This is a genomic window from Qipengyuania aestuarii (assembly GCF_019711535.1).
GTDB classification, from domain to species: Bacteria; Pseudomonadota; Alphaproteobacteria; order Sphingomonadales; family Sphingomonadaceae; genus Qipengyuania; species Qipengyuania aestuarii.
The window spans coordinates 222,668-234,999 of sequence record NZ_JAIGNP010000001.1; the positions used below are offsets into that span (position 1 = coordinate 222,668).

Annotated in this window: 13 protein-coding genes; 5 read left to right on the forward strand and 8 right to left on the reverse strand. The window is 60.1% G+C overall.

The window, feature by feature from the left end; translation table 11 throughout:
• Positions 1–4 precede the first annotated feature (4 nt).
• The 6 genes from K3175_RS01120 to K3175_RS01145 form a co-directional block, all read right to left on the reverse strand.
• Positions 5–1,144, reverse strand: coding sequence for a sensor histidine kinase (locus K3175_RS01120; RefSeq protein WP_247710673.1), 1,140 nt, complete (start codon positions 1,142–1,144; stop codon positions 5–7).
• Positions 1,033–1,476, reverse strand: a complete 444-nt coding sequence (locus tag K3175_RS01125) for a response regulator (protein ID WP_221541538.1) — start codon at positions 1,474–1,476, stop codon at positions 1,033–1,035. Before K3175_RS01125 ends, K3175_RS01120 begins: the two co-directional genes overlap by 112 nt.
• A complete protein-coding gene (locus K3175_RS01130; protein ID WP_221541539.1) occupies positions 1,473–2,969 on the reverse strand; it encodes a sensor histidine kinase in 1,497 nt (498 codons plus the stop codon). The genes K3175_RS01125 and K3175_RS01130 overlap by 4 nt, the downstream gene beginning before the upstream one ends.
• Before the next feature lie 18 nt (positions 2,970–2,987).
• Complete coding sequence (locus tag K3175_RS01135) at positions 2,988–3,359, reverse strand: hypothetical protein (RefSeq protein WP_221541540.1); 372 nt, start codon at positions 3,357–3,359, stop codon at positions 2,988–2,990.
• Positions 3,352–5,340 carry a DNA topoisomerase IV subunit B gene (parE, locus tag K3175_RS01140; RefSeq protein ID WP_221541541.1) on the reverse strand — a complete coding sequence of 663 codons (1,989 nt, stop codon included), beginning with the start codon at positions 5,338–5,340 and terminating at the stop codon, positions 3,352–3,354. Before parE ends, K3175_RS01135 begins: the two co-directional genes overlap by 8 nt.
• 61 nt (positions 5,341–5,401) lie before the next feature.
• The gene (locus K3175_RS01145) at positions 5,402–6,544 is read right to left on the reverse strand and encodes a penicillin-binding protein activator (RefSeq protein WP_221541542.1); all 1,143 of its coding nucleotides are present in this window, start codon (positions 6,542–6,544) and stop codon (positions 5,402–5,404) included.
• A 38-nt stretch (positions 6,545–6,582) separates the two neighbouring features.
• Between K3175_RS01145 and rsmI the strand changes: the two genes are divergently transcribed.
• The 4 genes from rsmI to K3175_RS01165 are packed head-to-tail and all read left to right on the forward strand — an operon-like array spanning position 6,583 to position 9,419.
• Positions 6,583–7,437 (forward strand): 16S rRNA (cytidine(1402)-2'-O)-methyltransferase, encoded by an 855-nt coding sequence (rsmI, locus tag K3175_RS01150; protein WP_345719289.1) that lies wholly within the window; start codon positions 6,583–6,585, stop codon positions 7,435–7,437.
• Positions 7,434–7,784, forward strand: coding sequence for a YraN family protein (locus K3175_RS01155; RefSeq protein WP_221541544.1), 351 nt, complete (start codon positions 7,434–7,436; stop codon positions 7,782–7,784). The genes rsmI and K3175_RS01155 overlap by 4 nt, the downstream gene beginning before the upstream one ends.
• Positions 7,785–7,817: 33 nt before the next feature.
• On the forward strand, positions 7,818–8,786 hold the full coding sequence (gene gshB, locus K3175_RS01160; RefSeq protein WP_221541545.1) for a glutathione synthase: 969 nt from the start codon (positions 7,818–7,820) through the stop codon (positions 8,784–8,786).
• 24 nt (positions 8,787–8,810) lie between these two features.
• Positions 8,811–9,419 (forward strand): DedA family protein, encoded by a 609-nt coding sequence (locus K3175_RS01165; RefSeq protein ID WP_221541546.1) that lies wholly within the window; start codon positions 8,811–8,813, stop codon positions 9,417–9,419.
• Here K3175_RS01165 and K3175_RS01170 read toward each other — a convergent pair.
• On the reverse strand, positions 9,416–10,312 hold the full coding sequence (locus tag K3175_RS01170) for a tyrosine recombinase XerC (RefSeq protein WP_221541547.1): 897 nt from the start codon (positions 10,310–10,312) through the stop codon (positions 9,416–9,418). The genes K3175_RS01165 and K3175_RS01170 overlap by 4 nt on opposite strands.
• Positions 10,309–11,463 (reverse strand): radical SAM family heme chaperone HemW, encoded by a 1,155-nt coding sequence (gene hemW, locus K3175_RS01175; protein ID WP_221541548.1) that lies wholly within the window; start codon positions 11,461–11,463, stop codon positions 10,309–10,311. The genes K3175_RS01170 and hemW overlap by 4 nt, the downstream gene beginning before the upstream one ends.
• Before the next feature lie 296 nt (positions 11,464–11,759).
• On the opposite strand from hemW, the gene K3175_RS01180 reads away from it, so the two are divergent.
• Positions 11,760–12,329: a CAP domain-containing protein gene (locus K3175_RS01180; protein ID WP_345719291.1), complete on the forward strand. Its 570-nt coding sequence runs from the start codon at positions 11,760–11,762 to the stop codon at positions 12,327–12,329.
• The last annotated feature ends 3 nt before the right edge of the window (positions 12,330–12,332 follow it).

Consider the following 12,332-nt stretch of genomic DNA (forward strand, 5'->3'; position numbering starts at 1 on the left):
GGGGTTATTTCGGAGAAACGACGAACCTGTGCGTAGTCCCTCGCTTACTCTCCATTCGCTCGAGCTGAGTACCAAGACTCTTCGTGATGGCGGCTACGATCCTCATTCCCAAGCCGGTTCCTTCAGGTGACTGACCCTCGGTAATGCCTGCACCGTCATCGCTTACAGTGATGCAATATCCTTCTTCCAGCTTGCTGAGATCGACGGAGACCGTGCCTTCCTTACTATGGGTGAAGGCGTATTTCGCTGCATTGCTGACCAGTTCGTTGACGACCACACCCACATTCACCGCGTCATCGGGTGATACTTCCACGTGCTGGGAAGTGAAAACCAGATCTACGGCAGTGTCGCCCTCTGACATGTTGGCGCGGAATTCGTCGACGAGTGTTTCGAGATATTCGTCGAGATCAATCGTGGTGAGATCGCCCCGAGTGTAGAGGTTCTGGTGGACCTTGCCGATAGCCTTGATACGGTTCTGTGTCGCCGCAAGTGCGTCCTTTGCGGCGGCTTCTTCGGTCTGGTGCGCCTGCATCGCCACGAAGCTCTGGACCATCTGAAGCGAGTTGGAGACGCGGTGATGCACTTCGCGCACCAGCATTTCGAGGCGTTCGTTCGCTTCGCGCAGATTGGCTTCGGCCTCGCGCTTTTCCCGCTCGAGCCTGTCCCTTAAAAATGCTTGCCGAAAACGGCTATCCAAGAGGTCGAAAAAGCTGTCGCCGACGGTCTTGACGACGAAGTCCGAGGCGCCCGCGTGAATGGCGTCGACCGCGACCGCAGTGTCACTGTCACCTGTCACGAAGACGACCGCTGGATGGCCTTCCTGCGCAACGATATCGTCGAGCATCTGCCGACCGCTCTTGCCAGGCATATGATTGTCGATCGCGATCAGATCGTAGCGCTTGGCCTCGATCAATTCCAAGCCCTGATCGGCGCTTTCTGCGGTATCGACCACAAACCCGCGTTTGCCGAGCGCGCGCTGAATGAGCCGGCGTAAGCCGGCGTCATCGTCAACGTAAAGGATCTGTTTCGGTTCTATTGCTCTTCTGCCGAGGGAACTTGGATAACCGACAGGAACAATCCCAATTGCCGGATTGCGTCGGCGAAACTTTCGTAATTGACAGGCTTCGTGATGTAGACATTGCAGCCTAGATCATAGCAGCGTTGGATCTCCACCTTATCGTCGGTCGTCGTCAAAACCACCACCGGAGTGCGATGCAACTTTTCATCCTGTTTTATCTTCTCGAGAATCGAGGTGCCGCTCATGTCCGGCAAATTGAGATCGAGCAAGACGAGTGCTGGGCCACCGTGCGACGGGCCGCCCGCATCGTTGAAGAGATAATCGAGCGCGCTGGTACCGTCGAGAAAATGCTTGATGTCATTGGAAATACCGGCGCGGCGAATGTTCTTTTCGATGAGCCGCGCATGGCCCGCATCGTCTTCGATCATGACGATACCAACAGATTGATGAGAATTCATGTAACTGCCTCTTGAGCAACGAATTTTGCGGGAAGTGAAAGCCTGAACCTTGCGCCTTGGTCAAGCTCGGATTCGACTTCGATCGTGCCACCCAGGCGATAGGCTAGCGCGCGTACGTTTGCGAGACCCAGACCTTCGCCTTCCTGATCCTGCGTGCCAGCTCTCCGGAAAAGCTCGAAAATCCGTTCATGATCCTCTGGCGCGATGCCGCGTCCGTTATCGATAACATCGACGCGCACAGTCCCAACCGCTGAGCTGCCTTCAACCCGGATTTCCCCGGGACGCTGCGGACTGAGATACTTAATCGCGTTTTCGATCAGGTTCTGAACAATCTGCTCTACAGCGATCCGGTCGCTTTCGACATCGGGTATGGAATGGACCTGAATATCCGAGCCTGCATCTTCCGCGCGCTGGTGCAGCGAGGCGACGATATTTTCTGTAAGTTCTTCCATATCGAGCACCTCGGGCTGCAGTTTGCGGCGGCCTTGGCGCGAGAGTTCGAGGATCGAATTGATCAGGCGGTCCATCTTTTCGGTCGAGGTGCGGATGAAGCCCAGAGCCTCGGGCAGATCCTCATCCACCGCGAGCCAGGTCTCTTCGTCCCGCAGGTCCGGGTTCTCCGCATAGAGAGCGGCCAGATGGCTGTGGATGGTCTTGCGGGCCTCATCCAGTTCGGAAGTGAAGCCGAGTACGTTGACCAGCGGTGAGCGCAGATCGTGGCTGACGATATAAGCGAACCGCTGGATCTCTTCATTGGCCCGCATCAATTCAGAGGTGCGAGACTGAACCGCTTCCTCGAGACCCAAATTGGCATCCCGCAGGCTGACCTGCGCTTTGGCCAGATCGCGATTATAGCGCAGCACTACAATCACCGCCGATACCAGAACGGCGATGAGCAAAAGAAACGCGATCCCGCCGACCACGTAGAATTGGACGAGCGACTGCAGCTGGGCCCGGTTGCGCCGTGCCAGCTCAGCCTCTTCGAATGCGGACATTTCCTTCGCGATCTCGCGGATGTCCTGCGTGATCAGGACCCCGTTATCGACGTTGAAATCCAGTCCGCGCGCATCGAGGAATGCTCTATTCGGATCCGCGAACATCCTGTCGATGATGACGGTTCTGTCCGAATTCAAATTCCGAATTTCTTCGAGCCTGTCCTTCTGCGCGCGCGAGTCGAGCAGGTCCGACAGGCGTTTCTGTTCACCTTCGAAATCGCTGCTGGCTTGCCTAACGGTGCGCGTGAAGGCCGGGTCTGGCTGAAGAAGAAAACCTCGGCGCCCCGCAGAAATCTGTTCGTTCGAAGTCGCCAGACTGTCGATACTCGCCTGGCGCTGCAGGGTGCGCTCCACAGCGTCAGTATCCCTGCTGATCGATCCCATCGTGAGGATTGCCGCGGTAATCGCGATAAAGAGAAGGGCGAGGCCGACGCCCAACAGGGCAAGAACTCTGCGGCGACCGATCTTTTCGTAACGCTGTCGGACTTTGTCTGGCATTGAAGGCCCAATGATGAATCAGGCGAGGACCGGTAATGCGGTCAGCGCGAAGAAGAAAGCGAGTATTGCAAAGGTCGCCACCCGCCAAGCGAGCGAAGCTGTGGAAAGACCGCGTTTCATTCCGACCTCCCAGACCAGAATACTCGCCGCGAAAGCGATGGCGATTACTGCGAGCTCTGAAAATCCCCACAAGTGCCTGAAAAGGAGGAATATGGCAGCCTGACCGACGACCTGCGTAATGAGCGCGCCGGCAAACCAGACGATAGGGATGGGCCGATACGCAGTGTCGGGACTTTCCCAATCTGGCAACGAAGCATCGGGGCGGGAAATCCTGCGATCTTCGTAGACGATGTCTTCTTCCTTGGGGTCCGGCCGGCCTCGATCAGGCATCGATCATGTCGCGATCGAATTCACCGGCATTGTTCTGAATAAAGTTGAAGCGATGTTCGGGGTTGCGGCCCATGAGCTGATCGACCAGCTCTTTCACCACGGCGCGCTGTTCGAATTCCTGCGGCAGCGTGATGCGGATGAGGCTCCGCGTATCGGGATCCATGGTGGTTTCCCGGAGCTGGGCAGGGTTCATTTCGCCCAGACCTTTGAACCGGCCAACATCGACCTTCTTTCCCTTGAAGACGGTTTCTTCCAGTTCCTTGCGATGCTCGTCATCGCGGGCGTAGCGGCTCTCCTTTCCGGCGGTCAGGCGGTACAGCGGAGGCTGCGCGAGATACAGATGACCCTTGCGGACGATGTCGGGCATCTCCTGGAAAAAGAACGTCATCAGCAGCGTCGCGATATGCGCGCCGTCGACATCGGCATCGGTCATGATGATGATGCGGTCGTAGCGCAGGTTTTCCGCGTCGCAATCCTTGCGCGTCCCACATCCCATGGCCAGCGTGAGATCGGCGATTTCGCTATTGGCCCGGATCTTGTCGGCGGTAGCGCTCGCGACGTTGAGGATCTTGCCGCGGATCGGCAGGATCGCCTGCGTCTTGCGATTGCGTGCCTGCTTGGCGCTGCCGCCTGCTGAGTCGCCTTCGACGATGAAAAGCTCGGTCTCGCCGTCGCCTTCGCCAGAGCAGTCCGTCAATTTGCCGGGCAGCCGCAGCTTCTTGGCATTGGTGGCGGTCTTGCGCTTGATCTCGCGTTCCTGCTTGCGGCGCAGACGCTCGTCCATCCGCTCCATCACCTGGCCCAGCAGCGCCTTGCCGCGATCCATATTGTCGGACAGGAAATGATCGAAATGGTCGCGCACCGCGTTTTCCACGAGCCGCGCGGCTTCGGGAGAAGTGAGGCGATCCTTGGTCTGGCTCTGGAACTGGGGGTCGCGGATGAAGACGCTCAGCATCACCTCCGCGCCGACCATGATATCGTCTGCCGTGAGATCCTTGGCCTTTTTCGTGCCGGTGAGATCGCCGAATGCGCGCAGTCCCTTGGTGAGCGCTGCCCGAAGGCCCTGTTCATGCGTCCCGCCATCGGGGGTGGGCACCGTGTTGCAGTACCAGCTGGTGGACCCATCGGAATAGAGCGGCCAGGCAATGGCCCATTCCACGCGGCCCTGTTCCAGCCCGTCCGTCTCCGGGAACTCCTGCTCACCGGCAAAGGGTTGCGCCGTGACGCATTCGCGCCCGCCGAGCTGTTCGGCCAGATGATCAGCCAGGCCGCCCGGAAACTTGAAGACCGCTTCGGCCGGCACATCTTCGGATGCCAGGCCTTCGGCACATTTCCAGCGGATTTCCACGCCCGCGAAGAGATAGGCTTTCGACCGGGCGAGCTTGAACAGGCGTTTGGCGCTGAATTTCCGATCGCCGAATATCTCGGTGTCAGGGACGAAAGTGACAGTCGTGCCACGCCGATTGGGTGTCGGGCCCAGTTCCTCGATCGGTCCCTTGGGTGCCCCCTTGGAAAACTCCTGCGCATAGAGCGTCTTGTCGCGCGCCACTTCGACCCGCGTATGATCGGACAGCGCATTGACCACGCTGACACCCACGCCGTGCAGGCCGCCGCTCGTGGCATAGGCCTTGCCGGAGAACTTGCCGCCCGAGTGAAGCGTGGTGAGGATCACCTCCAGGGTCGACTTGCCGGGATATTTCGGATGTTCTGCCACGGGCATGCCGCGACCGTTGTCCGCGATGGTGACACGGTTGCCTTCATCGAGCCTGACTTCGATCCGACTGGCATGACCGGCCACGGCCTCGTCCATCGAGTTGTCGAGCACTTCGGCAACCAGATGATGCAGGGCGCGGTCGTCCGTGCCGCCGATATACATGCCCGGGCGACGCCTGACCGGCTCCAGCCCTTCGAGCACTTCGATCGAGGAAGCGTCGTAATCGCCTGAGGACGTCGGGGTGTTTTCGAACAGATCGTCGGACATGGTTTCAGGCTATATCGCGCCACAGGCTCCCGGCAAGCGGGCAGGCAAGGTTATCCGCCTGTCAGAAGCCTTTCGGAGCAGCCGACACCGTTTCCACGCCGCCATTCGTCACCCGGCGGACTTCGAAAGCGCGTTCGATCACGCCGTTGCGCTGGAAGCGGAACGGGCCATCCATCCCGTCGAAACCACCCGACTGGAAAAGGACATCGGTGGGGAAGGGACGCCCCGTCTTCCAGTCACGGGCCGCACGAAGAGTGAGCAGCACCGCATCGTAACCCAGAGTGGCGATGCGATAAGGCTGGCCGCCGAAGCGTTCCTGGTAGCTGCGCACGAAACCGGCATAGCGACCGTCGCTCACCGCCGAATAAAATGCGCCGCGCAAAGGTGCCGAGCGCATCAGATCGCGGTCACCGCTCCAGCGTTCCGTGCCGAGAATGCGCAGGCCGTCCGATTTGACGGCCTGTGCCCCGCGAATAGACCCTTCGGCGCCATCGGCGATCAGAACGGTATCGAAGCCGCCGCGTTGCTTGAGACGCGCACCCGCACTGACGACCGAGGTATTGCTGCTGGCATAGCGTTCGCTGTTTACGAATTGCCCGCCATGTTCGCCCAATGCGGACCGAAGCGCCGCCTCGGCGCGGTTTCCGTAATCGCCATCGGGGGCGAGCAGGGCAAAATCCCGCGCTCCCGTATCTCGGGCGTATTCCACGCTGCGACTTATGGATTGTTCGGGGATGTGTCCCATGACGAACACGCCGGGACCGGCAACCGTCGCATCGTTGGAAAAGCTGATGATCGGCACATTGGCCGGCGCCGCTTCGGCGCGGACTGAAACCACATTACTGCCAAGAAGCGGGCCCAGAATAAGCTTGTTACCATCGGCGATTGCCTGGCTGGCAGCAGCCTGCGGTCCCTTGGCCGTATCATAAGTCGTGATGCGCAGATTATCAGCCGCCGTGTCGAGGATCGCCATGGTCGTGGCATTGGCGATCGATTGACCCACATCGCCATTCTGCCCCGACAGGGGCACCAGCAATGCCACGCGGTGAAGATCATCCTGGGGCAGGCTGGAACTGGTGGGCGCGGGGCTGGGCACACCTGCCGAAGGCGTCTCCGGGCCTTTCGGGATGATCGAACAGGCCGACAACAGGACGACGCTGGCCGCCATTGTTACATTACGCCGGGTGACAAATGCGCGCTTCATTCTTGCCGCGTCCCTCGAAATTGGTTCATGGGGGGAGGGTGAGCGACGATGCCCAGCCTCTTCCCGACTGCCTTACACCCGGTCTTTATCTCGTTGCCACCCCTATCGGCAATCTGGGCGATATCACCCTGCGCGCCGTTGACATTCTGTCACGGTGCGACGGTGTCGCATGCGAGGACACGCGGATTACCGGCAAGCTTCTCAAGCACCTCGGCCTGTCGAAGCCGATGTGGCGCTATGACGATCACAGCGAGCAAAGAGACCGGCGGCGGCTGGTCGACTCCATGCGGAACCGCGCGGTCGCCCTGGTGAGCGATGCCGGTACTCCGATGATTTCGGATCCCGGATTTCGCCTCGTCAACGACTGTCGGTTGGAGGGAATACCGGTCACCAGCATTCCCGGAGCCTGCGCGGCCGTGGTGGGGCTGACACTTTCGGGCCTTCCCAACGACCGCTTCTTGTTCGCCGGTTTCCTGCCCGCAAAGGAAAAGGCGCGGCGCGAAACGCTGCAAGAATTGGCCGCCACCGATGCCACGCTGGTTTTTTACGAGACCGGGCCGCGCCTTCTCAAATCGCTCAAGGCTTTGGGCGAAGTCATGCCCGAGCGCGAGCTGGCCGTGGCGCGGGAATTGACCAAGCTGCACGAGGAATGCCGCCGCGGTATGTCCGACGGTCTGATGGCCTATTACGATGCAAACCCTCCCAAGGGCGAAATCGTTCTGCTCGTCGGGCCGCCGCAGGAGCAGGTGCCGAGCGATGCCGACGCCGATGCAATGTTGCGAACGGCGCTGGAGACAATGAAGACAAGTCAAGCAGCAGCCCATGTTTCGAAGGCGACGGGTCTGGATCGCAAGACGCTCTATGCGCGTGCGATGGCCATGAAGTCTGAATGAAGCGGCAGCAGGCCGAGTTCAGTGGCAGGGCCGGAGAAGCAAAGGCGGCGTTATGGCTGCGGGCCAAAGGCTGGCAGATACTCGATCGCCGAGTGAAGACGTCTGCTGGCGAGATCGACCTTGTCGCCCGCCGTGGCCGGATCGTCGCCTTTGTCGAGGTGAAGTGGCGGAAACGCAAGGACGAGCTCGACCACGCGATCGACGAACGCAGGCTATCGCGCGTGGCTGCCGCCTGCGATGCCGTGGCCCATCGCTACGCGCAAGATGGCGAGGATATCCGTATTGATGTGATCCTGCTTGCACCGGGCACCTTCCCTCGCCACATCGCCAACGCGTGGCAGCCATAGCCGCGCCGCCGTCGCAGACGATCGGAGTATAGAATGACCCTACGTGTCGCCGTCCAGATGGACCCTCTCGAATCCATCAAGATCGCAGGAGACAGCAGCTTTGCGCTGATGCTGTCCGCCCAGGATCGCGGACATGAGGTCTGGCATTACGATGTTTCCAGCCTGGCGTGGGAAAGCGATGTTTCGCCCGCGGGCAAGATCACGGCCCATGCGGCGCCGGTCACCGTGAAGCCGGTGGAGGGCGATCACTACACCGCTGGCGAAAGACGCCGGATCGACCTTGCGAAAGACATCGATGTCGTTCTGATGCGGCAGGATCCCCCGTTTCATCTGGGCTATATCAGTGCCGCTTTCCTGCTCGATCGCCTCAAGGGCACGACGCTGGTGATGAACGATCCGCGCGAAGTGGTGAATGCGCCCGAGAAGATGTTCGTGCTGGATTTCGCGCGCTTCATGCCTCCGACGATGATCGCGCGGCACCTCGACGATCTGAAAGCATTTCAGCGCCAACATGGCTCAATCGTGGTGAAGCCGCTCCACGGGAATGGCGGCAAGGCGATTTTCCGGCTCGATGCCCATGGCACAAATCTCTCGGCGCTGAGCGAGGTGTTCGACAAGACCTGGCCCGAACCGCATATGCTGCAGCCATTCCTTCCCGAAGTGTCCGAAGGAGACAAGCGGATCGTCCTCGTCGACGGTGAATTTGCCGGTGCAATCAATCGCTTCCCGGGCGAAGGTGAGTTCCGTTCCAATTTGGCGCAGGGCGGCCACGCGGAGGCGGCTACACTGACCGCGCGCGAGGAGGAAATCTGCGCCGCGATGGGGCCTGAACTCAAGCGGCGGGGCCTGGTTTTCGTGGGCATCGACGTGATCGGCGGCAAGTGGCTTACCGAGATCAACGTCACCTCTCCCACCGGCATCGTCGCCATCGACAAGTTCAACGGCACCGATACAGCAGCGCGGATCTGGGATGCGATAGAGCGCCGCCATGCGGACCAATAGCGCGGCCTGCGCGTTCATGTCGGCGTGAACAGTCTGATCATCAACGCGATCGCCAAGGGGGGCTACATCGGCATCTTCCTGCTGATGGCGCTTGAAAACATCTTCCCGCCCATGCCATCCGAAATCATCATGGGTTACGGCGGAGTTCTCGTCGCCCGCGAACAGATGGCGTTTGTCCCTCTGCTTCTGATCGGCACGCTGGGCACGGTCGCGGGCAATTACTTCTGGTACTGGCTGGGCCGCAGATGGAAGGAACCAGACCTCAGGCGCTTCATCGGAAAGCACGGGAGGTGGCTTACGTTCGAATGGAGCGAGTTCGAACAGGCGCGCCAGCTGTTTCGCCGGAACGGGGACTGGATCGTCTTCTTCCTGCGCTTTTCGCCCTTCTTGCGCACGATTATCTCGTTGCCGGCCGGCCTCGCGAAGATGAAGCTGTGGCGCTTTCTCCTATTTACTTTTCTAGGCTCGCTGATCTGGAACGGCGCGCTGATATGGGGCGGCAGCGCTTTGTCGGGCGTGATTTCCCAATATGAGACTTACGCCAGCTGGGCAGTGGGCGCTTTCATAGCGCTCGGTATCGCGTGGTATGTCTATCGCGTGATCAAATGGAAACCTTCGGAAGATAGAGCCTAGTCGCGCTCGCGGGGATGCGCGCTGCGATAAGTATCCAGCAGCGACGCGGCATCCACCTTCGTGTAAATCTGCGTGGAGCCCAAACTCGCGTGGCCGAGCAATTCCTGAAGGCTACGCAGATCCGTGCCCGCACCAAGGAGGTGCGTGGCGAAGCTGTGCCGCAAGGCATGCGGTGTTGCCGTGTCCGGCAGGCCCATCACGCGGCGAGCCTTGGCGGTGGCTTTCTGGACGATGCCCTGAGTGAGGGCGCCGCCTTTGACGCCGCGGAACAGGGGGTCATCCTTCCCGATGGGCCAGGGGCATTGATCGACGTAATCATCAACTGCCGCGCGAACTGCGGGAAGGAGCGGTACCACGCGCTGCTTCCCGCCCTTGCCCATCAGCGTCAGCGTTTGCCCCAGCGGGAGGTCGCTCCCCTTCAGCCCCAGCGCCTCCGAAATGCGCAGACCTGCTCCATACAGAAGAAGGAGCACGGCGCGGTCACGGCATCCGACCCAGTCTTGTGCGGCGAGTTCTTCGACTGTTTCAGCAAGGCCGACGGCATCATCAGGTGAGACGGGGCGGGGCAGGCCCTTCTTTATTCGCGGCCCTCGCATCCGCGGAGGCTCCGCATTTTCGTGCCCCACTTGCGCTCGGGAAAAGGAAAGGAAAGCCTTGAGCGCCGACAACTCTCTGGCTGCAGACGCATTTGAAAGACCGTCCGCTCGCCGCGCCGCCAAATGCTGCCGCAACTGGCCGGAAGACACCGCGGATATCTGGTCGAAATGAGAAAGATCGAAAGCGATGAGCAGCCTTTGGGCAGCCTTGTGGTAGGCGCGGACGGTATGGGGCGATCGCCTCAGCCCAAGCGCGAGATGATTGTGCCAAGCACCAAGGATGTCCTGCTGGCTCAAGTCTCGACCAATTCATCTCGGACAAGCTCGGCGAGCAATGCGTCAAGCAACGGCATGCCCTCACCTGTCACGCCGATCCGTTCGCCCTCTTCCCAAAGCATACCAATGTCGCGGTAAAACGCGAATTTCTTCCCATCGATCATCTCGCCCGGCGCGATGCCGAAACGGTTGCTCATTTCCGCAAGCCCGATTCCCTCTCTCAGGCGCAGACCCATCAGCAGCGCCTCCGATGCCGACTCACGCTTGTTCAGGACGCGGTGTTCGGAAATCCCGTCGCCTTGCGCCCTTACCGCAGCGAGAAAATTTTCGGGTTTCCTGTGCCGCATCGTCGCAACGCCGCCTCGTCGGCCATGGGCGCCCGGACCGATGCCGTGATAGTCCCGATATCGCCAATAGGTCAGGTTGTGACGGCTTTCTTCACCGGGTCGGGCGTGATTGCTGATCTCATAGGCGGGAATGCCAGCAGCTTCCGTCATTTCCCTCGTGAGGGCGAACAGATCGGCGGCGGGATCGTCTTGCAAAGGATTGAAACGCCCAAGGCGCACATCGGTGGCGAACCGCGTCGCCGGTTCGATGGTGAGCTGGTACAGCGACATGTGGGAGGTCCCGAGCGCCAACGCTTCGGTCAATTCCTGCTGCCACTCCTCTGCGCTCTGATCAGGGCGGGCATAGATAAGGTCGATCGACACTCGGCTGAAATGCTTTTGTGCAGTCTCGACCGCCGCCAGCGCTTCCTCGACGCCATGCAACCGGCCGAGGAATTGCAGCACTTCGGGCCGCAGGCTCTGCACGCCGAGAGAGACGCGATTGATCCCAGCGCGCGACAGATCGGCGAAATTATCGGCTTCTACCGAGGACGGATTGCCTTCGAGCGTGATCTCGATTCCGGATGCAAAACCCCAGAGGCGTTCGGCCTCACCGAGCAGGTCAGCCACCAAAGCCGGGGGCATCAGCGAGGGCGTTCCGCCTCCGAAAAATATGCTTTCGAGAGGCGCCCGCGATTTGCTGGCAGCATGTTCGGCCCGCATGTCTGCCAGCAGAGCCGTTTTCCAGGCCCCGGTATCGGTCCGCTCGCGCACATGGCTATTGAAGTCGCAATAAGGACATTTGGCTAGGCAGAAGGGCCAATGAATATAAAGCGAACGAGCCAAGCCTTGCCTTCATCTAGAATTAAGCAGCGCTTTGCATGAAGCGCTGCGATGGACGGGGTTGAGTTCATGGTGCTGACAATTACCGCACTCACGGTGACATGTGCCACGGAATGGTGATCATGTCAGTGAAAGATCACGCAGTCCGTAAAAGACAATGAGCAATATCCCATCATTTGAATTTTCAGTTTTCCTTAGCACAGATTGGCCAGAGCACATCCATGCGATTAACCACCATCATGCTGCTTGCAACGACCGCCATACTCGCCAGTTGCGGAGGGGGTGAGGCAACACCTCCCGTGGCTTCTGGTGGGGGCGGGGCGGCGCCTGCTCCTTCTCCCGCTCCGTCGCCCACGCCAGCACCTTCGCCGACGCCCTCTCCCACGCCGACGCCGCCTCCTTCATCCGGAGGCGGTCTCGATGCGCGGCAGGAAGAGATGCTGACCAGGATGTTGGCCATGCACAATGCGGCAAGGGCGGAAGTGAAGGTTAATGCACTTGAACTCGACGAAGATCTCAATCGTGCGGCGCTGGCCTACGCAGAAGAGCTGGCGCGAACTGGCATGTTTCAGCACAGCCCCGGCGGTGACCGTCCGGGGCAGGGGGAAAACTTATGGGCTGGGACCGCGTCGGCTTTCTCTTACGACCAGATGGCGAACGCCTGGATTTCGGAAAAACGATATTTCCGCGATGACGCATTTCCCAACGTCAGCACCACAGGAAATTGGCAGGATGTCGGGCATTACACCCAGATCGTCTGGCGCGACACGACGCGCTTCGGCTGCGGTATTGCCACGGGCCTGGGACGTGACTGGCTCGTCTGCCGTTACGCTCCGCCAGGAAATGTCATCGGCAAGCGCGCCTTTTAGCGA

Bases quoted from the DNA above. Each gene is read 5' to 3' on its own strand.
- K3175_RS01125 (WP_221541538.1), bottom strand. From the start codon at position 1,476: ATGAATTCTCATCAATCTGTTGGTATCGTCATGATCGAAGACGATGCG.
- K3175_RS01130 (WP_221541539.1), bottom strand. From the start codon at position 2,969: ATGCCAGACAAAGTCCGACAGCGTTACGAAAAGATCGGTCGCCGCAGA.
- K3175_RS01135 (WP_221541540.1), bottom strand. From the start codon at position 3,359: ATGCCTGATCGAGGCCGGCCGGACCCCAAGGAAGAAGACATCGTCTAC.
- parE (WP_221541541.1), bottom strand. From the start codon at position 5,340: ATGTCCGACGATCTGTTCGAAAACACCCCGACGTCCTCAGGCGATTAC.
- K3175_RS01145 (WP_221541542.1), bottom strand. From the start codon at position 6,544: ATGAAGCGCGCATTTGTCACCCGGCGTAATGTAACAATGGCGGCCAGC.
- K3175_RS01155 (WP_221541544.1), top strand. From the start codon at position 7,434: ATGAAGCGGCAGCAGGCCGAGTTCAGTGGCAGGGCCGGAGAAGCAAAG.
- gshB (WP_221541545.1), top strand. From the start codon at position 7,818: ATGACCCTACGTGTCGCCGTCCAGATGGACCCTCTCGAATCCATCAAG.